Origin of the sequence: Heliomarina baculiformis (assembly GCF_019966545.1) — a bacterium.
Lineage (GTDB): Bacteria > Pseudomonadota > Alphaproteobacteria > Rhodobacterales > Rhodobacteraceae > Heliomarina > Heliomarina baculiformis.
In genome coordinates this window covers 34,777-57,236 of record NZ_JAIMIC010000017.1, presented here as the reverse complement: position 1 = coordinate 57,236, position 22,460 = coordinate 34,777, and the positions used below count along the sequence as shown (strand labels likewise).

Genomic DNA, 22,460 nt, shown 5'->3' with positions numbered 1-22,460 from the left:
GCGCCCCCTCTTCTTGACACCGCAGCTCCGGCTCAGTCCGACCGCGCGATACTGCGCATCATCATGCGGTGCATCAGTCCCGGGGCCGCGCGGTTGAGCTTCCATGCCAGCCACGCAACCCGCCCGACCGGAATCGTCGTGCGCCCGCGGCCCAGGCCACGCATGATTTGGGCGGCGGCCGCGTCGGGTGACATGTAGTCGACCCCGTCGGTGGCCGAACCCGGGCGCGCGATGCCGTCGGCAGTGGCTTCGTCACGACCGGGGTTGGTGGCGACGAAGGAGGGGGCCGCGATTTGTACCGACACACCGTATTGTTCTTCCTCGGCGCGCAGGCATTTGAAGAAGCCTTCCATCGCGTGTTTTGACCCTGCATAGGCCGCGCGGCGGTAGAGTGGCGCAAAGCCTGCGACCGATGAAATCGCAAGATGCGTGCCCCGGCTTTGCCGCAGCGCGGGCTGGAAGGCCTGCGCCATCGCGCAGGCGGCGAAGTAATTCACCTCGAAGACGTGACGATGGGTTGCTTCGCTCAGTGTCTCGACCGGTCCGATCTGGGTAATACCCGCATTGTAGATGACGAGATCAATCCGGGGTGCGCTTTTCAGAACCTGCGCGAAACAGGTCTCGCGCGCGGAGGGATCGGTCAGGTCGCATTGATGGATTTGCATATCCGCTTGTTCTTCCATCCCCTCGAAACGCCGGTCGATCAGGTGCAGCGCCCATCCCTTTGCGCGGAGCGCGGCTGCCAGCGCCTGGCCCAGCCCGCCGCCGCCGCCCGAGATCACGGCGACCGGGGTGGTTTCGCTTGCGCCGCTCATGACTGTGCTTCGCTGCGCCAGAACTCGAAGACCTCGGCGCTGGTCTTCTCGGGGATATAGCCGAAATCGCTTTTGAGCGCGCTGTTGTCGAGCACCGGGCGGTATTGCAGGAAACGCACCTGCTCGGGTCCGTAGCGGCTCAGCTGCAGGGGATGTGCTACGGCCAGCGCGCCCTGCAACAGCCATGCCGGCAGGCGCAACACCGGCCTGCCGAGACGGGCCGCCAGATCGGGAATACTCAGCGCGCCGTCGCCCGCCACGTTATAGATCCCGGCCGGACCGTCGGTGGCCGCCCGGATCAGGATGCGCGCCAGATCCCTGGTCCAGATGAAGACAAAGGGGCTGTCGCTGCCCGTAACCGCCAGAAGGCGCTTTTTGCGGAACAGCGCGGTGATCTGGTTGTCTGTCCCGCGTCCCAGCACCGTGCCGACGCGCAGGATCACCTGTTCGAGGGCCGGATGGCTGAGGCGGGCCTCTGCCATCATCTCCTCGACCTGGCGCTTGTGATCGGCATAGGGAAACTCCGGATTGCCGCGCAGCGGGTCGCTTTCGCGCAGGGGAATGGGATTGTCCGCGTGATAGCCATAGGCCGCGCCCGAGGAGGTGACGACAAGCCGCCGCACGCCGGTGTCCTGTGCCGCGCGCAGGATATTGCGGCTGCCCAGCACATCGACGCGATAGGCCAGATCGCGCCCCATGCCGGGGGCGGGCGTCACGATCGAGGCCAAGTGCACGACCACCTCGGGGCGGGTCTCGGCCAGAACCCGTGCCGGGTCTTCTCCCGTCACGTCGAGGCGATAAAAGGCGACCCCGGCGGGCAGATCGTCAGCGGGCGCCAGATCGGTGGCGATGACCTCATGTGCGCCGTCTGCGGCGAGGTCGGCGACCAGGGCCCGGCCGATCATGCCGCTTGCGCCTGTAATCAGGATCCGGCTCATCTTGCAGCCTCCGTTCGTGACATGACATAGGCCATCGCCGCCCCTGAAATCGCGTGCCAGATCCCCCAGAAGGCCGCGACGATGGCGGTGCCGCCCAAGCCGCCGAAAAAGGCAAAGATCAGCACCAGCCCAAGCCCGGAATTCTGGATGCCCGTCTCGATGGTGACGGCGCGCCGGTCATAGGCCGAGAGCCGGGCAAGCCATGCCACGCTCCAGCCGCCGGAGAAGGCCAGCGCGTTATGCAGCACGACAAGCCCGAGAATGGTGCCCGCGAAGCTTAGGAAATAGCCCCAGTTCGCGGCCAGCGCGAGCAGGATGAACGCGACGAAAATCGCCATCGATACCCATTGCAGCGGCCGACGGATACGCCGGGTGATCCCGGGGTGGCGCAGGTTCAGCGTCACCCCCGCCACCAGCGGCAGCAAAAGCATCAACCCGACGGTCACCGCCACCATGACCGGATCGACATGGGTTTCGCGCAGGATTTCCCGGGTGGGAGGGTAGAGCCCGCCCCAGAAGGCGATATTGACCGGTGTCAGAAAGACCGCCGCTACGGTCGCCACCGCCGTCATCGACACGGAAAGTGCCGTGTTACCGCCCGCGCGATGGGTGATGAAATTCGAGATATTTCCCCCGGGGCAGGCCGCGACAAGGATCAGCCCGAGCGCGATCGAGGGCTGCGGCTCTAGCGCCCAGACCAGCGCGAAGGTCAGCACCGGCAGCACTACGAATTGCGCGCCCAGCCCCGCCAGCAGGGGTTTCGGGTTCAGCCGCAGCGCCGCGAAATCCGAAGGCTTCAGGTCGATCGCGATGGAAAACATCACGATCGCCAGAACCGCGTTCAGAAGGTGGAGCGTGGCCGGGCTGAAATTCAGAACGACCGCGTCGATGCCGGTCATAAGGCAACCTTGCGCGCGGCCTTGGGCACAGGCTCTTTGGCTGTCGGATCGCTTTTCTTCAGCCGCTTGATCCAGCCGGTGACGGCCCGCCGATAGGTTGCCTTGTCCACGTAATAGGCCATGCGCGCGAGCTTGAGATAGGCCGTGCCCCCGGTCGCCCGTGTAAAGCCGCCCGCCTTTTCAGACCGAAGCGCCTGCGCCTCGGGCGTGCCCGCCCGCAGCCCGGCGATATAGCGCGCCACCATCTCGGCCTGCTCATGGCGCCCCTGCCAGCCCAGTCCCGAGGCTTCGACCATGCCCAGAACAAAGAGATCGTCGCGCTCGGGATGCATCGCGTTGAGATAAAGATGCGGCGCATCGCCCTGCCAATTCAGCAGCGCAGGATCGATGAAGGGGTAGTGCAGCTTGTAGCCGGTGGCGGCGAGGATCATGTCATAGTCGGCATGGGTGCCGTCCTTGAAATGCACCGTCTTGCCGCAGAGCCGCGCGATATCGGGGCGGACCGTCAGATCGCCGTGCCCGGCATGGAACAGCACCTGCGAATTCACCACCGGATGGCTTTCGTAGAGTTTGTAATCCGGTTTCGGGAAACCGTATTTCTGCGCATCGCCCACGAACCATCTCAGCAGGGTGCCATCGACGATCCGCTTCAGCGCCATCGGCAGCCGGACCGCGCCGCCAAGCGTGTCGGCGGGCTTGCCGAATATGTATTTCGGCACAAAGTAATAGCCCCGCCGCATCGAGAGATCGCAGCTCTGGCCGTGATGGATCGCATCCACCGCGATGTCGCAGCCCGAATTGCCCGCCCCGACCACCAGCACCCGCTTGTCCCGGAACTGTTTGGCCGAGCGGTATTGCGAGGAATGGATCAGCTCGCCCGAGAAGTTGCCCGAAAAGGCGGGCATATTGGGTTCGGACAGCGTGCCATTCGCGATCAGGACCCCGTCGAAAACCGTCTCATGCGTGCCATCGGCGTCGCGCCAGGCAACCCGCCAGCCCTCACCGGAATCGCCAAGCGGGGTGGTCGCGGTCACCTCGGCGTCAAAGATATAGTCGCGGCGCAGATCGTAGTGATCGGCGAAATCACGGAAATAGCGCGCCATTTCGCGATGGCTGGGGTATTCGGCGACCTCGTCGCGCATCGGGAAATCGGTAAATTCGGTCATCGTCTTGGACGAGATCAGATGCGCGCTTTCATACATCGTCGAGCGCGGCGCGGTGATGTCCCACAACCCGCCGACATCCGAATGCAATTCGAACCCCTGAAAGGCGATCCCCTGCTCCCGCAGCACCTTGGCCGCGGCCAGCCCCATCGGGCCGGCACCGATAAGGGCTAATTTGCCCCGCGTGTCCTGCATGATATTCCTCCTCGGCATCCCTGAAAGGATGCGTCTCGCTATATTGAACAAACGTACAAACTAAGGCAAGATGATTTTATGAACACCGAAGAACCCCAGCGAAAACAACGCCAGAGGGCCCCGTCCAAGCGGGCGCTGGCCAGCCGCGCGCGGATTCTGGATTCGGCGGAGCGGGTGTTTGCGCGGGGGGGATTCGACGGGGCCACGATGCGCGATATCGCCGCCGAGGCGGCTGTGCCCGTGGGTCTGGTTAGCCATCACGGCGGCACCAAGGAAGAGCTTTTTGCCGAGGTCGTGGCCCGGCGCGCCGGTGAGCTGAGCGCCGCGCGTCTTGAGGCGCTGGCCGAGGCCCGGGCCGTCGCGGCGCCGGATACGGCGGCCCTGCTGCGGGCTTTCATCGGCCCCTATGTCGCCCGCGCCGAGGCCGGGGAAACACAATGGCTTGCCTATGCGCGGCTGGTGGCGCTGGTCTCGTCCGAGCCGCGCTGGCAGGCGCTGGCGCAGGAATATTTCGACCCGACCGCGCGCCGGTTCGTCGCCGAGCTGGGGCAGCTTTACCCGCAGGCGGAAACGGCGGCGGTGGCGGAATGCTTTATCTATGCCATCTCGGCGATGCTTGCGCTTTTGACCTCGCGCTGGCGGATCGCCGCGTTGAGCGACGGTCAGGAAGGCGGAGATATCGACGGGCTGATCGCCTTCTGCGCCGCCGGTGTGGCGGCGCGGCTCTCTTTGTAGCGCCCCATATTCACCGACTGTTCGGGAGGCGAGGTCAGGAGCCTCCGGCGGGGATATTTTAAGAACCCAAAGAAGCAGGGAACTCCCAATCCTCTTCTTTGGGTTAAAAATATCCCGGGGGAGTCGCCCGTCAGGGCGGCGGGGGCAGCGCCCCCTTCAACGCTTCAATTCCGCGCATAAACATCTTCATAACGGATGATATCGTCTTCGCCGAGATAGCTGCCGGTCTGGACCTCGATCAGGACCATCGGCACCTTGCCGGGGTTTTCCATGCGGTGCACGGCACCCAGCGGAATATAGACGGACTGGTTCTCGGTGACGAGTTTCACCTCTTCGTCGATGGTGACCTTGGCGGTGCCTTCGACCACGATCCAGTGTTCCGAGCGGTGATGGTGGCTTTGCAGGCTCAGCGCCGCGCCGGGGTGGACCACGATGCGTTTGACCTGGAACCGTTTGCCGATCACGAGGCTTTCGAACCAGCCCCACGGGCGGTGATCCTTGGGAAAGCTTTCAGCCTGCTTGGCCTGTTTTTCCTTCAGCGCGGCCACGGCTTTCTTCACGTCCTGCGCGCGGGAGGCATCGGCGACAAGCACCGCGTCGGGCATGGCCACGGTGATGATGTTCTTCAGCCCGATGCCGACGACTTCGAGCCGCTCGTCTTCCGAGCGCAGCAGGGAATTGTCGCAGTCGATCGCCGTCGCGGCCCCGGAGAGCGCCACGCCGCGCGCGTCCTGCTCGGTTTCGCGCCAGACCGCGTCCCAGCCGCCAAGGTCGGACCAGCCGGCGGCAAAGGGCACGACCGAGAGGTTATCGGCCCGTTCCATCACCGCGTAGTCGATCGAGATATCATTGGCCCCGGCCCAGCTGTCCGGGTCGAGCCGCAGAAAACCCAGGTCGTGCTTGCCATGATCCACCGCCGCCTGCACCGGGGCGATCAGTTCGGGCGCATGGTTGCGGAAAGCCTCGATGATGGTCTTGACCGAGAACAGGAAGATTCCGGCGTTCCAGAGATAGATGCCCTCGGCGACCATTTCCTCGGCCCGCGCCGCATCGGGTTTCTCGACAAAACGGTTCAGCTTCAGCGGGCGGGCGGCGAAATCGCCCGGATCCTCGGCCAGTTCCAGATAGCCATAGCCGGTTTCCGCATGGGTCGGCTTGATCCCGAAGGTCACGAGCTGCCCCGCCCGGGCCGCTTCGGCCCCGGCCTCGACCGCCGCGCGGAAGGCCGCCGCATCGGGCACCACGTGATCCGAAGGCGCGACCAGCATCAACCCGTCGGGGTCGCTCTTGTCGAGCCAGAGCGCCGCGGCCAGCACGGCGGGGGCGGTATTGCGCCCCTCGGGTTCGATCAGGATCGCGCCGGGATCGATCCCCGCCTCGGCCAGCTGTTCGGTCACGATGAAGCGGAAATCGGCATTGGTCAGCACCAGCGGCGCGGCAAAGCCCGCACCCGAGAGCCGTTCGGCCGAGGCCTGGAACAGGGTGGTTTCCCCCACCAGCGGTACGAATTGCTTGGGGTAGGATTTACGCGACAGCGGCCAGAGCCGTGTTCCCGAGCCACCGCAGAGAAGAATGGGCGTGATCATCTGGTCTGTCTCCTGCCTCGGAACCCTGATGCCTATGTCTTCCCCGGAAATACCTGCAAGATCAACAGTTGCAAGCCCGCCGACCGGGCCCGGCAGAGATTGACGCCCCCCGGTGTTCCGGGGTCACAGGCGCAAGGGCCGTGATGGAGATGACGCGCTTTCTGCCGCCGGGACGAGAGAGTTGCCGTCAAAATTGTTGGTAAATGTTAGTATTCGAAAAATAGTTGTGAAGCACCGTGTTACGGGAAGCTCCATAACCTCAGACGATTGTGAAACTTTCACTCGTATAAAAAAGCAGAGGAAGAGGAGCCCTGACAAGAGCAGGAGGCTCTATGTGCACAGAGCCTCCTGCCGAGATAGAGAACACCTCTGAAACTCCAATAAGATACTGAATTAATGAAAAAATGTTGCGTTTTGCAACAAGTTGCCGCTTGCACGTTATTACGCTACCGATTGATGAAAGCGGGATTTTTCGCAACATGTGAGAGGCTGACAACAACATGATCGAGGCTGAGGAAACATCGACAGAATGGCTTGGCGCGTTCGGCCTCAATCCACGGCAACGTCAATTCGTGCTGACCTACCTCAAAAAGCCCAACGCAACCCGGGCTGCTTTGGAAATAGGCTACAAACATCCGAATGTTCAGGGACCTCGCTTGTTAAAGCATGACAAGGTGGCCAGAGCCCTTACCGCCGGACGCAAGAAGCTCGAAAGCGTAACGATGCTCGATGCCCAAAAAATCGTAAAGCAGTGGTCGGCCTTGGCGATGGCAGATGTGACTGAGCTGGTTCAACATGTTCACCGGGCCTGCCGCTATTGTCATGGAACCAATCACCAGTTCCAATGGCGCAGCGCACGTGAATATGACGCCGAATTGACGCGCGTTGCCTGCGAGCTGTTTCCTGATGACAAAGCACTGGAAAACCGCGATCTGGTTCTTGCTGGCAATCATGTTGACCCGCGTCTTCCATCAAAAACTGGTGGCTTTGGCTTTCGCGCGAACCTTGATCCGCACCCCAATTGCCCCGAATGCGGAGGATACGGTGTCGAGAAGGTAGAAATAGCTGATACGCGCCTGCTCAGCCCTGCGGCACGGCTTTTACTCGACGGTATTCAGGAAACCCCACAGGGGAAAAAGCTTCGTATACGCAGCCGGGACAAAGCCTTGATGAATCTGGCCAGACATTTAGGCCTGTTCGACCATAAAAAGCCCGCCGACCGGGAAAGGGAAATCCTGCAGGAAACGGCAGAACGGATCATGGCGAATGCCACTACGGTTCCGGTCGTTCGCCATTAGATGCATCGCGCAATAAACGCGCCAGCCCCTACTTCGCCCGCAGCGTCTTTTCGTCCTGCTTGAGGAACCAGGCGTAGGTTTCTCGGATACCGTCCTCGAGGGAGATCCCCGCCTCCCAGCCCAGCCGGGCGAGGCGCGAGACGTCCATCAGCTTGCGCGGGGCGCCGTCGGGTTTGGTCGCGTCGAACACCAGCTCGCCCTTGAACCCGGTGACCCGGGCCACGGTTTCAGCCAATTCGCGGATGGTGACATCCACGCCCGAGCCGACGTTGATATGGGAGAGCATCAGTTCGGTCTCGCGCTGGTAGGTGCCGACATCGAGCCCCATCACGAAGAGCGAGGCCTCGGCCATGTCGTCCACATGCAGGAATTCGCGCATCGGTTTGCCCGAGCCCCAGACCGTGACCTGCGCGGTCCCGTCCTGCGCGGCCGCATGAAAGCGGCGGATCAGCGCGGGCAGCACATGGGAATTCTCGGGGTGGAAATTGTCGCCGGGGCCATAGAGGTTCGTCGGCATGACCGAGCGGTAATCGGTGCCATATTGCCGGTTATAGCTTTCGCAGAGCTTGATCCCGGCGATCTTGGCAATCGCATAGGGTTCGTTGGTGGGCTCGAGCGGCCCGGTCAGCAGGGCGCTCTCGGCCATCGGCTGCTCGGCGTCGCGCGGATAGATGCAGGAGGACCCGAGCTGCAAAAGCCGCGTGACCCCGGCCTCGAAGGCCTGATGGATCACGTTGCATTCCATCATCAGGTTTTCATAGATGAACTGGGCCGGGTAGGTGTTGTTGGCCACGATCCCGCCCACCTTGGCCGCCGCCAGGATCACCTGGTCGGGCTGCTCGGTCATCATGAATTCGCGCACCGCGTTCTGATCGGTCAGATCCAGCTCGGCACTGGTACGGGTCAGGAGCTCGATATCCTCCCCGCTGGCCTGACGCGCCTGCAACCGGCGCAGGATCGCCCCGCCCACCATGCCGCGATGTCCGGCGATATAGATTTTCATCGTCTTACCCTTCATGTGAAACCGGCAGCTCCAGCCCGTGCTCTTTCAGCAGCGCATGGCGTTTTGCCGTCCTCAGGTCTTCGGCGACCATTTCGGCGCACATTTCCTGCGCGGTGATCCGGGGCGTCCAGCCCAACAGCTTTTTCGCCTTGGCCGGATCGCCCAGCAGGGTCTCGACCTCGGCAGGGCGGAAGTAACGCGGGTCGATCCGCATCACCACATCGCCGACTTTCAGCGCCGGGGCCATGTCACCTGTGATCCCGGCGACGGTGGCGACCTCGTCCACACCCTCGCCGGAGAAGTCGAGCGATATGCCCAGTTCCGCAGCGGTCCAGGTGATGAACGCGCGCACCGAATATTGCACACCGGTGGCGATGACGAAATCCTCGGGCTGGTCCTGTTGCAGCATCATCCACTGCATCCGCACGTAGTCCTTTGCATGGCCCCAGTCGCGCAAGCTGTCGATATTGCCCATGTAGAGACAGGGCTCTAACCCTTGCGCGATATTCGCAAGGCCGCGGGTGATCTTGCGGGTGACGAATGTCTCGCCGCGGCGCGGGCTCTCGTGATTGAACAGGATGCCGTTGCAGGCATACATGTCATAGGCCTCGCGGTAGTTCACCGTGATCCAGTAGGCATACATCTTGGCCACCGCGTAAGGCGAGCGCGGGTGGAACGGCGTGGTCTCGGTCTGCGGGATTTCCTGCACCTTGCCGTAAAGCTCGGAGGTCGAGGCCTGGTAGAACCGGGTCTTTTTATCCAGCCCGAGGAAACGGATTGCCTCGAGCAGGCGCAGCGTGCCGGTGGCATCCACGTCGGCGGTATATTCCGGCGCCTCGAAACTGACCGCCACATGGGATTGCGCGCCAAGGTTATAGACCTCGTCCGGGGACACTTCGGAGAGGATCCGGGTCAGGTTCGAAGTATCGGTCAGATCGCCGTAATGCAGCTTGAGCTGGGCGTGGTTCGAATGCGGATCCTCGTAGATATGATCGATCCGCTGGGTGTTGAACGACGAGGCCCGGCGCTTGATCCCGTGCACCTCGTAGCCCTTTTCGAGCAGGAATTCGGCAAGGTAGGATCCGTCCTGCCCGGTGATGCCGGTGATAAGCGCCTTTTTGGTCATGGCTGCGTCGCTCCGATTGCGGAAGTTCCCCCGTGCGGGGAGCCTCAGGTGAATGTCACCGATACCTGATCTCCGAGGGCGGCAAAACCAACTTGATCGCCGGGCGTTACCGCAACGGCGGGGTTCAGCCCGCCCGTCGCGATCCACTGGCCCGGCAAAACGGGCAGACCATAGCGTCGGGCAAGCATCAGGAACTCCCGCGCGGCTCCCAGCGGGCCGCCTTTGACATCCGTGCTGCGCCCTGTGACGGGCGCGCCGCCATTATGGGTGAATGTCGAGGTGAATGGGGTCTCGAGCGCCGAGGCGTCAAACTCCCGGACCGCCCCGATCCACAAGGCCCCGGCCCCGGCACGATCGCAGATCTGCCCGGCCAGCCGGGTCTTGACCGCCTCTGGCAGCACGCTCGCCGGGATTTCGAACCCCAGCCCCATGCGGGCGAAACCATCGCCGTCGGGATCCGCGATCTCAAGCATGATCTCGGGCTCGGCGAGGGGGGCGCAGAGACCGTTCAGCGACAGCTCCGCCGTATCGACATAAACCTCCCCGGGGGCGAGCGGCCCGAAGAACACCTCGGCATTGCCGAACACCTTTTGCGACCAGGGGTTGGCGCCCCCGATCTTCCAGGCCGCCACCTCTTGCAGCTGGGACGCGGCAATTTCGTAGGCCGTCTCAAGCGCCTCGGGCAGATCTTCTGTTTGCAGCTCCGCAACCTGACCTTTTGCCCGTGCTGCCTGAAGTGCTGATATTATGCCGCTCACCTCGTTCACCCCTGTCTCTTCCTGCGCTGACGCCTGCTCCAAGTTGCGTCTTTAGTCGGGCAAGTACCGGGTAATTACAACCGCTCTCCGGCTTTTTCCCACGCCCGGTTTTACTGCCACAACGAGCGCTTATGGCAATCCGGCAACCCAAGGGGGATCTCAACTTGCGTGGCAGCGACGCAGGTGTATAACGGCGGCGCTACGCCGTCCGCTGCCAGCATCCCCGGCAGCAAAGGCACAGCAGACGAGCAAGAAAATCACCGACGGGGCCCTCTTCGGAAAGGTGCCGCGCAACAGGAAAGACAATGCCATGTCCCTCAGGGCCGCAATCATCGGGTATGGCAAGATGGGTCAGATCCGGCATCGCGCCATGGAACGTCATGGCGGTTTCGAGGTGGTCGCCGCCTGTGACACCCATACGGATTTCGATGCGGGCATCCCGCTGATGACCGACCCGGCAAAGGTCTATGATTACGACCCGGACGTGATCTTTTGCTGTGTCCCGAACATGATGATCCCGGACACGGTGTGTGAAGCCCTGTCACGCGGCAAGCATGTGTTTTCGGAAAAGCCGCCGGGGCGCAATTCGGCCGATGTGCGCCGGATGCAGGAGGCCGAAGCCACCCATCCCGAGCTGGTCTTGAAATTCGGCTTCAACCATCGTTTCCATGACGCCATCGAAAGCGCGCTGCAACTGATCGAAGGCGGCACGATGGGCGATCTCTATTTCATGCGCGGCGTCTATGGCAAAGCCGGCGGCGCGGATTACGCCAAGAACTGGCGCAACGATCCCGAGCAATCGGGCGGCGGTATCCTGATCGATCAGGGCATCCACATGCTGGACCTGTTTTTGATGTTCGCCGACCGGTTCACCGATGTGCAATCCTTTGTGCAGCGCAAGTTCTGGACCGATGTGCCGGTCGAGGACAATGCCTTTGCGCTGATGAAGAACCCCAAGGGCGTGGTGGCGTCGCTGCATTCCTCGGCCACCCAGTGGCAGCACCGCTTCACGCTGGAACTCTATACCCATGGCGGGTTCATCTCGGTCAACGGGATCCTGTCGGCCTCGGGCACCTACGGCACCGAGGTGCTGAACGTGGCGCTGAACCGGCTCGACAAGGATGGCAACCCGATCCCCAACCCGGAATCCCAGGAAATCCGGTTCACCGAGGATCGCTCCTGGGACAAGGAAATCGCCGAATTCCACGCCGCGGTGACCAAGGGCACCCCGATCCGCTGCGGCACCTCGCAACAGGCGCTCGACGTGATGTCGCTGGTCGAGCAGATCTATGCCGCCGATGCGGACTGGTCTTCGGGGCTGGCCGCCCGCTCTGTCAAAGCCGTCTGAGGGGGCGATTATGTATACACCGGTTTTCATCGACGACCTGCCCGATGTGTCGTCGATCTCCAATCGCAAATCCGAACTCTACCGGCTGACCCGGGCGCGGGCGCTGGCCGATCTGCTTTTGGACGAGACCGCGAACTGGCAGGAACGCGCCTGCCCCGGCTGCGGTCAGGACCGTTCGCAAAGCGGCAATTTCAGCCAGGCGATGGTGCCCTTTCACCGCTGCAGCCACTGCAATACGATCTATGCCGCCCGGGTGCCCGATCAGGCCCGGCTCGAGGCGCTGCGCACCCGATTGCTGGCTGAAGCCGGCAATACCGAAACGAGCGCCGCCGCCGGTTCCCGGCGCGAATTCGAATTCGTCTCGATCCTGAACTGGATCCGGCTGACCGAGGCGCGCACCGCCACCAGCGCCGGGGGGCTGCTGCCCCATGTGCTCGATTACCGCTTTTGTTCCGAAAGCCCGGCCTGGCCCGGGGCCGTCGAGCGGCTGGGCAAGAACCGCGACTGGCGTTTCATGCCGCTGGACGCCAAGGCTGCGGCTGGCAATTTTGCCGATCTGCGCGACCAATTGCAGGCCAACCCGCCCGAGGCCGTGCTGCTGAACACGGAAATGGACCGTGTCGCCGATCCGGCCGGGCTGTTGCGGGTGATCCGCGCCAATGCGCCGCGCGGCACGCTGGTCTTTGTTGCCACCTCCTGCGCCGACGGGCTGGAATATGAAATTCTGGGCGCTGACTCTCCCAGCTTCGTGCCGCTCGACCGGCTCAACATCTTTTCGGTTAAAGGCTTTGAGACTCTGGCCCGTGAACTGGGCTATGAACCACTTGAAATCTCGACTCCCGGGCGGCTCGATGCGGTCATTCTGCAGCGCTATTTCACCGAGATCGAAAACGCCGACGTGCCGTTCTGGTCCGGTTTCTTCCGCGAGGCCGACAAGGACCGGTTGCGGGACCTGCAAATTCTTCTTCAGCGCAGCCTTCGCTCTGGCGTCATGCGCTTTGTTCTCAAAACCTAACGGACAGGCATTCCAATGGCTTCTCTTTTCCCGGTCACCCCTTTCGACAGCTGCGGCGATTTTGCATCCGCCTATTTCGAGCAGCTGACCGCCGCCGCCAAGGGCTGCGACATGAGCGCATTGGACCGGATCGCCGAAATGGTGCGCGAAACCATCGCCTCGGACAATTTCATCTATATCTGCGGCAATGGCGGCTCGGCCGGGATCGCCAACCACTCGCTCTGCGATTTCCTGAAATGCGTGCGCACCGATACGGAATTGATGCCGCGGGTGATGTCGCTGGCTGCCCATACCGAGATGAACTCGGCGCTGGCCAATGACATCTCTTACGACGAGGTCTTCGCCTATCAGCTCGCCTCGATGGGCCGCCCCGGCGATCTGGTCTGGACGGTGAGCTCTTCGGGCAATTCGCCCAATGTGGTGCGCGCCCTCGAAGTGGCAAAGGAAAAGGGAATGCGCTCGGTCTCCTTTACCGGCTTCACCGGCGGCCGGTCGCGCGAGCTGGCCGATGTGAACGCCCATGTGGACGCCCATAACTATGGTGTGATCGAAGACATCCACATGAGCTTTATCCATATCATCACCCAGTATCTGCGTCTCAGCCACATGGATCACGGGCTTCTGGGCGACCGGAAGTTCTGATCTTGCCAGCCGCAAGCGACACTCTTCATCGCGGGCTTGTTGCCCTGCTGGAGCGGATCGCCGCCGAGGTGTTTTCAGAGTCTTTCGACGTCGAGGCCAAAGGCGAAAGCGGGCTCGATTTCGTCACCACGATCGATCTGGCGGTACAGGCGCGTCTGGAAACCGAACTGGCGGCGCTGCTGCCCGGATCGGACGTGGTGGGCGAGGAAGGCTTTGCCAGTCTGGGCACAACTGATCGCCCGGTCTGGCTGGTCGATCCGCTGGACGGGACGGTGAATTTCGTGGCCGGCCTGCCCTGTTATGCCATCGCCGTGGTCCTGTTAGAGGCGGGTAAACCGGTGCTCGCCGCGGTCCATGACATCGCCCAGGGCGACAGCTACTCCGCCATCGCCGGGGGCGGCGCCTTTCTGAACGGCGCCCCGCTGGTGCCGCGCCCCCATGCGGCCCGGCTGGCGGTGCTGAGTTCGGGCCTGCTGAGCGATCTCGCCGCGCAAAGCCCCGATACGCTGGTGCGGTTCATGGGCGATTTCAAACTGCGCAACCTCGGCAGCCAGGCCCTGCATCTCTGCCACGCGGCGGCGGGCCACGTCAGCCTTGTCGCCAGCCGCGAGGCCAAGGGCTGGGACGATCTGGCCGGGGCGCTGATTGCCCGCGAAGCCGGGCTGACATATGGCCATTATGGCACGGATGCCCCCGAAATTGGCGCCGATCAGCACTCACTCTGTGCGCCCGCCGCGCTATTCGACACTTACGCCACAGAATTCTCCCGCTCGATCGCGCCGTAAGGCATGATCGTAGCAGGGCCTAGAAAGGACCGTAGACAATGAAAACCGTCGCCATGATCCCGGCCCGCATGGGCAGCCAGCGTCTCAAGAAAAAGAACCTCGCCCCCCTGGCCGGGCAACCGCTGATCACCCATGCCATCGACAAATGCCGCGCCGCCGGCTGTTTCGATGCGATTTATATAAACTCGGAAAACGCCGAATTCGGGCAATTCGCCGACGGCGAGAGCGTGAAATTCTACCAGCGCCCCGAAGAGCTCGGCAATTCCGTCGCCACCTCTGAGCAGTTCGTCTACGACTTTCTCAAGAACGTCGAATGCGACCTGCTGGTGCAGGTCCATTCCATCGCCCCCCTGCTCAGCGCCGAAGAGGTCAAATCCTTTTCCGAAGCCTTTATCGCCTCGGACGCGGATGTGATGCTGTCCTGTATCGAGGACCAGATCGAGGTTGCCTATCAGGATCAGCCGGTGAACTTCACCTTTGCCGAAAAGACCAATTCGCAGGACCTGAAACCGGTGCAGCGCGTGACATGGTCAATCACCGGCTGGCGCGCGAAACCCTATATCGACGCGGTCGAATCCGGCAGCATCGGAACCTATAACGGCAAGATCGCCTTTTACCCGGTGGATGCGATTTCAGGCCATGTGATCAAGACGCAGACCGATCTCGACATCGCCGAGGCGCTGCTCTCGGTTCTGGGCAAGGGAGCCCCCACATGAGCACGGTTCTTGTCTCGAACATCATGATGATCAACGAGCGCGACCGCTTTGACGCGCTGCTGCGCGAAAAAGGCGTCACGCCGATCTGGCCCGAGGTCAACCAGTTCATGGATGCGGACCAGTGCCTGTCTTACGCGGGCGAGGTCGATGGCTGGCTGGCCGGTGACGACAAGATCACCCGCGACGTGCTGAAGGCTTTTCTGCCCCGGCTCAAGGTGATTTCGAAATGGGGCACGGGTATCGACTCCATCGATCTGGAGGCGGCGAAAGAGCTGGGCGTGCCGATCTGCAATTCGCCCGGCGCCTTCCGCGACGCGGTCAGCGAATATGCCATCGGCTTGTTGCTCGCAGCTACCCGCCGTCTCGCCCGTACCGACCGCACGATCCGCGCCGGCGGCTGGCCCAAGGGGCGGTTCCCGGGCATGGCCGGGCGCACGATGGGCGTAATCGGCTATGGGGCCATCGGTCAGGGGGTCGGACAGCGCGCCCGCGGTCTTGGCATGGAGGTCATCGCCCATGACCCCTATATGCAGACAGCCCCGGACGGCATCGAGATGGTCTCTTTTGAAACCCTGCTGGAACGGGCCGATGTGATTACGCTCTGCTGCAACCAGACGCCTGAGAATTTCCACTTGCTGAACGCCGAAACGCTGGGCCGCGCCCGCGACGGGGTGATCCTGTGCAACGTGGCGCGCGGCGGGCTGATCGACGAGGCGGCGCTGATCGCGGCGCTCGAGTCGGGCAAGGTCGGCGCGGCAGCACTGGATGTGTTCGAAACAGAGCCGCTGCCGCAAGACCATCCGCTGATGGGGTTCGAAAATGTCGCCCTGTCGAGCCATAACGCCAACAGCACGATCGAGGCGATCGAATACGTGCATGCCAATACGCTCGACAACCTGTTCAGGCATCTTGATGGGTGATCACATGCAGGGTCATGGCATCAGGTTTCGTTTGCAGGGGTATGTACCGGATTTCGGCGCCTCTGTCCTCAATGCCTTCGATCTGCCGGTCTGGAAACAGGCCACTTCCCTTGTCGCTTTTGGTGTCGAGCTTTTCGTGCGTGAGGGCGCTGTCAATGTCAGCCTGCGCCACGTTTCTCCCGACGGGGCGGAACAGGAGATTGCGCGGCTCACCTGTTTCGACCCCGGTTCGGCCTTCAGCCCACCGATTTTCCTGGCCGATCAGCCTGAGGGCGTCATCCTGCCCGTCGTGGAAAGCGCGTCGGAAGGCGCCGAATACGATATCTATTTTGGCACGAACGAGCCACCTCTGACCCCCTATAGTGCCACCGCGTTCATACTGGATGCAGAAGGCCAAGGCATCGCCGGGGCCTTACAGGCCTTTCGTGATTATCGGCAAGAACACAGAGCGCAGAGCACGGCCCGAAGTGCCCACCTGATCGTGGTAGACCAGAATAATCAGGCGGACCCGGCGATGATCCAGGACGCCGTTTCAGAGCCTGAAACAGACTCTGAAACGGGTGAATACAAGCCGGTTACGCTGTTACCCAATGATCGTACCGGTGCCAAAGGACCGGGGCGGGGACTTTACGAAATCGGCTATGGAAAACTGGCGGAGCGCGGCTTTACCCATTTCTGCCTGCTTCATGATGCACAGGCTCTCCACCCGGAAATGTTGGCCCGAACAGCGGCGCTGCACGCTTTTCTGCGACCGGGCTTCTACCTGGGCGCACCGGTTTACTCTTCCGCCGCCACCCCGACAGAGGCTCAATGTCATTACATTGGCCAGCCTCTGCCTGACGGCGAAAACCTCGCTCCAACCGATCTGACAGCTTTCCTGCGCGCCGAGCGTATCCGGCACCGGGCAGGACCGCATTGGCTGGGCATCGATACCCGCGACATGCATCGCTACGGTCTCCCCTACCCTCTGTCCGGGCGCGATGCGGCCCGTGAATATGATGACAGGCTGAACGCGAACGGGCTACGTGCGATCCTCCCCCTGTCACTCTGGAGCATGCCCTCCGGCCCCGTGGATCGTACCGCAAAGATACAGCGGCCAAACCGGCCCGAGCAGACCACCATCGCCTATTGGGGGCAGTTGGCAGTAGACCAGCCATCACGGCTCTGGCCGGGCCGGGCTCAAAATGCGCTTCGTCAGCAGTACGAGACCGCGGCGCTGCATCTCAAGGCTGAGAACGGGCTGCGTTCCCAGGGATACGAACTGGCAAAGCAGATTCACCGGCTTGAATCCCAACTTGCCCATAATAACCTGCTGGATCCGGCCCGGGTGCAGGCGGATCAGGATCGCGCCAACCGGGTGATGCTGAGCCTGCTTCGGAACCGCCATGCGGGGCAGCGCGCGGTCATCATCGGGAATGGCCCGAGCCTGAAGATCCCTGATCTCGACCGCCTGCGCGGCGAAATCACCTTTGCCTCCAACAAGATCTATCTCGCCTATGGCGATACCGACTGGCGACCGACCTACTACTCTGTCGAAGACCATCTGGTGTTGCTCAACAACCGCGACGCGATCGCGGCATTGAAGGACAGCTTCAAGATATTCCCCGCCAGTATGCGCGATTTCGGCTATCACGAAGCGGATACGGTATTTGCCCCCTTCCTGCCGCCAAAATCCTTTGAAGAGCCCTTGTCAGACCCTGATTTCCCTGAGTTCAGCACGGATCTCAGCCATGGCATCTGTTGGGGGTCCACCATCGTCTACAGCCAGATCCAGATGGCTGTACATATGGGCTGCACTGAAATCGTGCTGATCGGCATAGATCACAGCTATGCGCTGCCCAGCGTCAAGCAGGGGAACTACTACCTGCACGAAGGCGAAGAAAACCATTTTCACCCGGAATATCGCAGCCCCGGAGAAAAATGGCACCAACCCAATCTGGAGGTGCTCGAGGTGTCATATGCCCGTGCCCGTGACATTTGCGCAGCGCGTGGCATAAACGTGGTGAACGCGTCGCGAAAGACCGCGCTCGACGTCTTTGAACGCGCTGATTTTGACAAGCTCTTTCCATCGGAGACCCCATAATGACAGTCTCTACCTACGATAATCGTCCCTGTTTTCTTGGCGAAGGCCCGCTCTGGCATCCCGAGCGGGAACAATTGTTCTGGTTTGACATCATCGGCTGCAAGCTGTTGTCGCGCGACGGCGACACGCCTTTAGAGTGGGCGTTCGACCGCCATGTCAGCGCCGCAGGCTGGATTGATGCAAACCAGCTGCTGATCGCCGACGAATACGGGCTGTTCCGCTTCGATCTGGAGAGTGGAACGGAAACCCGGGTCTGCGAGATCGAAGCGGATCGAAGCGAGACCCGCTCGAACGATGGCCGTGCCGATCCCTGGGGCGGGTTCTGGACCAGTACCATGGGCAAGGCAGGCGAAACTGGACTGGGCGGCATCTATCGCTGGTATCGCGGCGCGTTGCGCCAGCTTGCCACTGGCATGACCACCCCGAATGCCATCTGTTTCGACCAGTCGCGCAATTGCGCCTATTACGCCGACACGAGAACCCGGCAGATCCTGCGCCAGCCGCTTGATCCCGCGACCGGCTGGCCGGACGGCGAAACGTCGGTCTTTGTCGACCTTCGCGCCACCGACACAGCCCCCGAATATCGCCCGGACGGTGCGGTGATCGATAGCGAGGGTTGCCTGTGGAATGCGCAATGGGGCGCGGCAAGGGTGGCGCGCTACAGCCCTGACGGAGAATTCCTGACGGCAATCGACCTCCCTACGGGGCACACGTCCTGCCCTGCCTTCGGCGGTGCAGCCTATAAAAGTCTCTACGTCACCACGGCACAACAGAACCTACCGAAAGACATGCCCCAATGGCAGGCGATGGCGGGGCAGACTTTTGTTATGGAAAATGCAGACCCCGGAAAGCCGGAACCTGCGGTCTTCACGGCCTTTGCCTGAGACAAAATCAGCACCCTCCGATTTCCTCCCGGCTCTCTGCAAAAGCCGCTTGCGATCCGCCATAAGACCCCCGACAATTGGCTGACGCGCCAGCCGCCACAGAATTCCGGAGTACTAATATGAACGAGATCAGCAACCACTATAAACATTGGTCACGCGGGTTGGATGACAAGTTCAAAGAAGAAGGTCATGCGCCGCAGGATGCGGCAACCCGACTAAGCACCGACGAATATATCGATATCGCTTTCACACCCAAATTTCAGTTTCCCAAAAGTTCGAAGTACTTTGCAATCGGGTCGTGCTTCGCCCGGAATATTGAGATTTCCCTGCGCGATAACGGCGCGGATGTACTTTCAATGAACCTCGACCTGCCCGAGGCAGCCAAAGCAAAAACCATATATCTGCAAAACGAGGTACTGACCAAATTCACGCCGCAGTCCATGGAAATCGAACTGCGCGATGCCCTGACGGACACCCCTCTGGAACGCGGCTTAGTCGAGATCAATCCTCCGAAACTCTGGAACCCGCAGCTTCACCGCGTAGGAGAGTTGGAGCCCGAAGAACAACTCGCCACCACCGCAGCGGTCCGCAAGACGATCAAGAACATCACCGATGCCGATGTTGTCTTCATCACTCTCGGTCTGACCGAAACATGGATAGATACCGAAACCGGTACGCCGCTGAATGGAGCTCCCCTAAACTGGAAATTCGCCAAGCGCACGGGTCGGTTCGAGTTCCGGAACTCGACTTATGAAGAATGCAAAACTAGTCTGATCAACATGTTCGACTTGATCCGCGAGCATTCCAACGTCTCTCCCAAGATCATTCTCACAGTATCACCTGTCCCTCTGCTACGTACCTTCTCGGACCAGGATATCATCGTCGCCAATTCCTACTCCAAGTCCGTGCTTCGCGCCGTCGCCGAAGACCTGCACAACAAGTTCGACGACGTTGATTATTTCCCGAGCTACGAGATGGTCATGTACTCGCCCCGCAGTATGGCGTGGCGCCACGATCAGCGTCACGTCGAACCGCCCATGGTCTGGAGCATTACCCGAAGATTCCGGGATGCCTATATAAGCACGAACTGACGCCTTAGGCTCCACTCATACCACTCCCCAAAAGAAAGACCTGTCTTGCACATCAAGCTGCATGTTGGCCTCCATAAGACGGCAACAACCTCAATTCAGAAAAGCCTGGCCCGAAACAGGGATCTTCTCGAAGAAAACGGCTGGTCCTACCCAGTCATTAAGGATGAGGCGGAAAAGGCCTTTCCTAATCATGCTATGCCCTTCTACGCGGCTTTTTTCGAGACCTATGCGAACCGACCACAACTGCTGGCCCGTGGCTATGAACGGTCTTGGGCACGCCCTTTGTTCCGTGACAAGCTCGCTCAGGCTATAGAAGGTAAAGAACGTGTGCTCTTCTCTGGAGAAGGTATCTCTTTCTTATCGATCGAAGAACTGGAAAGTATGCCTTCTTCGCGAACAAGTTCGCCATGCTGGAACCAGTATGCTTCATTCGAAGCCCCTTTGAAATGGCTACCAGCGGGCTTCAGGAAAACATCAAACACGGGCATAAGTTCATGCTCAAACCGGTCCGAAAATTCGAGGCTGTCGAGAAGCTGAAAGCAAGCTTAGGCGAATTGCAAACCTATCCGTTTGAAAAAACCAAACTTCACCCCTTAGGGCCGGTAGGCTTCTTCATCGAAACGCTGGAGTTAGGTGATCCTGCCGCTTTCAAGATCTTTCGGCAAAATGAAACAATGAGTGACCGTGCAACGCGACTGATTGGTTTTGTAAACCGGTTGCAGCCGATTTCAACCGACGGTAAGGTAAACCCGCATCGTTTCTACGACGATGCCAGCCCGCTCTGGGACCTGCCTGGGCGCAAATTCGTCTTTACCGACAGTGAAAAGCAGGTACTATACGACCGCATCATGGACGAGAACGAGAAATACCAGAAGTTTCTCGGCCCGGAATATTGCGACGGCCCTTTCGAGGGCACCCCCACGGCGGATAATTGGTCCGAAGAGGCCAGCGCCTTCGTAGCCAAGGCCCTGCCAACGCTGAACCCTCTGCTCTGGCCCTCAATATGTCTCTATCTTGAGGTGAATCCCCAGATCGATCCCAGCTTCACTGCACCTGTGATCTCAGCTATCCAGCAGCTTCTCCCGAAACATAAGGAAATGGTTCGTAAGGGCCTTGCTTTTCATGAGCAGGCCCTTGAAAAGGTACCTCATTTTTTACGTCTGTCGACGGGTGTACGTATCACCCATCAGGATGTAGCGCGAGCAGTAGAAAGAGTTTCTAGAATCTGTTAGCTTTTAAAATCAGACATTTTCCGTTGTGCCAGCAACTCCCTGACCTCTGATCTCAACGAATGCTCTTGAAGTTCTTCTCTTTGAAACAGAACATCCAAAGTTTCCAACAACTCCCAGCATTGAGAGCTGACATTCTCCTGTTTCAACCCGTTTTTTATAAGATCAATTACAGCCTCACTTACGCGATCTCTAATTCCTGTGAGCGATTTATTTACAGTCCACGCTAAAATTCCACATCTCAGAGCACTGGACCAATTTTCCTGTTTCAGATGCACCTGCGCAGCTCGACTTGCCGCTTCGTACATTACAGGGTTAAGCTCAACGGCTTTCTCTAGGTGTTCCGCAGAAGCATCATAGATTCCCTGTTTTTCCAAAACACGTCCTAGCCAAAAGTGAGCGCCCGCCCAATTCGGCCGCGCTCTAACGAAGTGCTGCAAAACATTTTTTGCTTCGCCTATATGTCTTCCATAGACACCTTCTGCTGCCACACACAAATCAGAAGCCACAGCCGAAAAATTCAAATCAGATCGCTCAACACCAAGGTCTGAGAACTCTCCTGTCGTCGCTAGATTAACCAAAGTACCCTTAAATACGCCAGCATCATGAAGAAATCTGGGTATCATATGTGTACCAGCTCGGACAATTTGAAGGTCGATATGTCTCCAAAAAGGCAGTCTGGCAACACCAAAAAGATCAAATAGTTCGTCTTCGCCAACTATAATTCTGGTTTTAGCCACCGGGGATGCAATATTCCTTGATAAATCAAGGTACTCTCCTTCATGAAGGCTTCTATTGTAGCGGGGATAGGGTGGTGCCAAAAAAGTTTGAGGCGAAAAGGCAAGAATACTTTCCGCTCCAATTTCATTCCCAAACAGAATGGCGGCATAGCCTCCCATTGAAGTCCCTGTGCACCGGACTTCAGTATACCCAAAACTTTCGATTATTCCTTTAAGAGAAATTATTGTAGAACTTAGGTCGCTGCCAACCCCCAAAATTCCTCTATTGTACCACTGATTTGAACGATCTTTAATATAAACGATGTTGGCATCCAAATCGAGAAGAAGATGTCTGAACGAAAATGACCTTGCGCCCCGATTCACCCCTTCAAATGTCGAAAAAACGAAAGTTACCGCACTTGATGATGGATTGTTGCGTTGATGAATTATATCGGTATCTTCTTTAGTCATCCCGGCAATCACTTCTGATTTTCGCTTATTCTTGAGCATGC

The 22,460-nt window shown here is 60.2% G+C and carries 21 protein-coding genes; 12 read left to right on the top strand and 9 right to left on the bottom strand.

Annotated elements, in window-relative coordinates; translation table 11 throughout:
- Positions 1-32 precede the first annotated feature (32 nt).
- The 4 genes from MF268_RS23455 to MF268_RS23440 are packed head-to-tail and all read right to left on the bottom strand — an operon-like array spanning position 33 to position 4,010.
- Positions 33-815: an SDR family NAD(P)-dependent oxidoreductase gene (locus tag MF268_RS23455; protein ID WP_238373153.1), complete on the bottom strand. Its 783-nt coding sequence runs from the start codon at positions 813-815 to the stop codon at positions 33-35.
- Positions 812-1,753, bottom strand: coding sequence for an SDR family oxidoreductase (locus tag MF268_RS23450; RefSeq protein ID WP_238373152.1), 942 nt, complete (start codon positions 1,751-1,753; stop codon positions 812-814). Before MF268_RS23450 ends, MF268_RS23455 begins: the two co-directional genes overlap by 4 nt.
- Entirely contained in the window at positions 1,750-2,652 is a 903-nt protein-coding gene (locus MF268_RS23445) for a bile acid:sodium symporter family protein (protein WP_238373151.1), read from the bottom strand. The genes MF268_RS23450 and MF268_RS23445 overlap by 4 nt, the downstream gene beginning before the upstream one ends.
- Positions 2,649-4,010: a flavin-containing monooxygenase gene (locus MF268_RS23440; protein WP_238373150.1), complete on the bottom strand. Its 1,362-nt coding sequence runs from the start codon at positions 4,008-4,010 to the stop codon at positions 2,649-2,651. Before MF268_RS23440 ends, MF268_RS23445 begins: the two co-directional genes overlap by 4 nt.
- Before the next feature lie 78 nt (positions 4,011-4,088).
- Here MF268_RS23440 and MF268_RS23435 point away from each other — a divergent pair, with 78 nt between their 5' ends.
- Positions 4,089-4,745: a TetR/AcrR family transcriptional regulator gene (locus MF268_RS23435; protein ID WP_238373149.1), complete on the top strand. Its 657-nt coding sequence runs from the start codon at positions 4,089-4,091 to the stop codon at positions 4,743-4,745.
- A 164-nt stretch (positions 4,746-4,909) separates the two neighbouring features.
- Here the strand turns inward: MF268_RS23435 and MF268_RS23430 are convergent, their stop codons facing one another.
- Positions 4,910-6,331, bottom strand: a complete 1,422-nt coding sequence (locus tag MF268_RS23430; protein ID WP_238373148.1) for a mannose-1-phosphate guanylyltransferase/mannose-6-phosphate isomerase — start codon at positions 6,329-6,331, stop codon at positions 4,910-4,912.
- Between the two features lie 500 nt (positions 6,332-6,831).
- Here MF268_RS23430 and MF268_RS23425 point away from each other — a divergent pair, with 500 nt between their 5' ends.
- On the top strand, positions 6,832-7,629 hold the full coding sequence (locus tag MF268_RS23425; RefSeq protein ID WP_238373147.1) for a terminase small subunit: 798 nt from the start codon (positions 6,832-6,834) through the stop codon (positions 7,627-7,629).
- A gap of 28 nt (positions 7,630-7,657) precedes the next feature.
- Here MF268_RS23425 and fcl read toward each other — a convergent pair whose 3' ends face one another.
- From fcl to MF268_RS23410, 3 genes are read right to left on the bottom strand one after another with little or no spacing between them, the layout of a single operon-like run.
- On the bottom strand, positions 7,658-8,632 hold the full coding sequence (gene fcl, locus MF268_RS23420) for a GDP-L-fucose synthase (RefSeq protein ID WP_238373146.1): 975 nt from the start codon (positions 8,630-8,632) through the stop codon (positions 7,658-7,660).
- A 4-nt stretch (positions 8,633-8,636) separates the two neighbouring features.
- Entirely contained in the window at positions 8,637-9,758 is a 1,122-nt protein-coding gene (gene gmd, locus MF268_RS23415) for a GDP-mannose 4,6-dehydratase (RefSeq protein ID WP_238373145.1), read from the bottom strand.
- Positions 9,759-9,802: 44 nt separating this feature from the next.
- A complete protein-coding gene (locus MF268_RS23410) occupies positions 9,803-10,558 on the bottom strand; it encodes a hypothetical protein (RefSeq protein ID WP_238373144.1) in 756 nt (251 codons plus the stop codon).
- A 268-nt stretch (positions 10,559-10,826) separates the two neighbouring features.
- Here MF268_RS23410 and MF268_RS23405 point away from each other — a divergent pair, with 268 nt between their 5' ends.
- The 10 genes from MF268_RS23405 (at position 10,827) to MF268_RS23360 (ending at position 21,232) form a co-directional block, all read left to right on the top strand.
- Complete coding sequence (locus MF268_RS23405; protein ID WP_238373143.1) at positions 10,827-11,864, top strand: Gfo/Idh/MocA family protein; 1,038 nt, start codon at positions 10,827-10,829, stop codon at positions 11,862-11,864.
- A gap of 10 nt (positions 11,865-11,874) precedes the next feature.
- Positions 11,875-12,879 (top strand): hypothetical protein, encoded by a 1,005-nt coding sequence (locus MF268_RS23400; protein WP_238373142.1) that lies wholly within the window; start codon positions 11,875-11,877, stop codon positions 12,877-12,879.
- Between the two features lie 15 nt (positions 12,880-12,894).
- Entirely contained in the window at positions 12,895-13,521 is a 627-nt protein-coding gene (locus MF268_RS23395; RefSeq protein ID WP_238373141.1) for a D-sedoheptulose-7-phosphate isomerase, read from the top strand.
- Between the two features lie 2 nt (positions 13,522-13,523).
- Complete coding sequence (locus tag MF268_RS23390) at positions 13,524-14,306, top strand: inositol monophosphatase family protein (RefSeq protein WP_238373140.1); 783 nt, start codon at positions 13,524-13,526, stop codon at positions 14,304-14,306.
- A 38-nt stretch (positions 14,307-14,344) separates the two neighbouring features.
- Positions 14,345-15,022: an acylneuraminate cytidylyltransferase family protein gene (locus MF268_RS23385; RefSeq protein WP_238373139.1), complete on the top strand. Its 678-nt coding sequence runs from the start codon at positions 14,345-14,347 to the stop codon at positions 15,020-15,022.
- The gene (locus MF268_RS23380) at positions 15,019-15,942 is read left to right on the top strand and encodes a phosphoglycerate dehydrogenase (RefSeq protein ID WP_238373138.1); all 924 of its coding nucleotides are present in this window, start codon (positions 15,019-15,021) and stop codon (positions 15,940-15,942) included. The genes MF268_RS23385 and MF268_RS23380 overlap by 4 nt, the downstream gene beginning before the upstream one ends.
- Positions 15,935-18,025 (top strand): motility associated factor glycosyltransferase family protein, encoded by a 2,091-nt coding sequence (locus tag MF268_RS23375; protein ID WP_238373137.1) that lies wholly within the window; start codon positions 15,935-15,937, stop codon positions 18,023-18,025. The genes MF268_RS23380 and MF268_RS23375 overlap by 8 nt, the downstream gene beginning before the upstream one ends.
- Complete coding sequence (locus tag MF268_RS23370) at positions 18,025-18,909, top strand: SMP-30/gluconolactonase/LRE family protein (protein WP_238373136.1); 885 nt, start codon at positions 18,025-18,027, stop codon at positions 18,907-18,909. The genes MF268_RS23375 and MF268_RS23370 overlap by 1 nt, the downstream gene beginning before the upstream one ends.
- Positions 18,910-19,028: 119 nt before the next feature.
- Positions 19,029-20,000: a GSCFA domain-containing protein gene (locus tag MF268_RS23365; protein WP_238373135.1), complete on the top strand. Its 972-nt coding sequence runs from the start codon at positions 19,029-19,031 to the stop codon at positions 19,998-20,000.
- A gap of 407 nt (positions 20,001-20,407) precedes the next feature.
- Entirely contained in the window at positions 20,408-21,232 is an 825-nt protein-coding gene (locus tag MF268_RS23360) for a hypothetical protein (RefSeq protein WP_238373134.1), read from the top strand.
- Here MF268_RS23360 and MF268_RS23355 read toward each other — a convergent pair.
- Complete coding sequence (locus MF268_RS23355) at positions 21,229-22,458, bottom strand: tetratricopeptide repeat protein (RefSeq protein ID WP_238373133.1); 1,230 nt, start codon at positions 22,456-22,458, stop codon at positions 21,229-21,231. The two genes, MF268_RS23360 and MF268_RS23355, sit on opposite strands and share 4 nt — an antisense overlap.
- Positions 22,459-22,460: the final 2 nt, after the last annotated feature.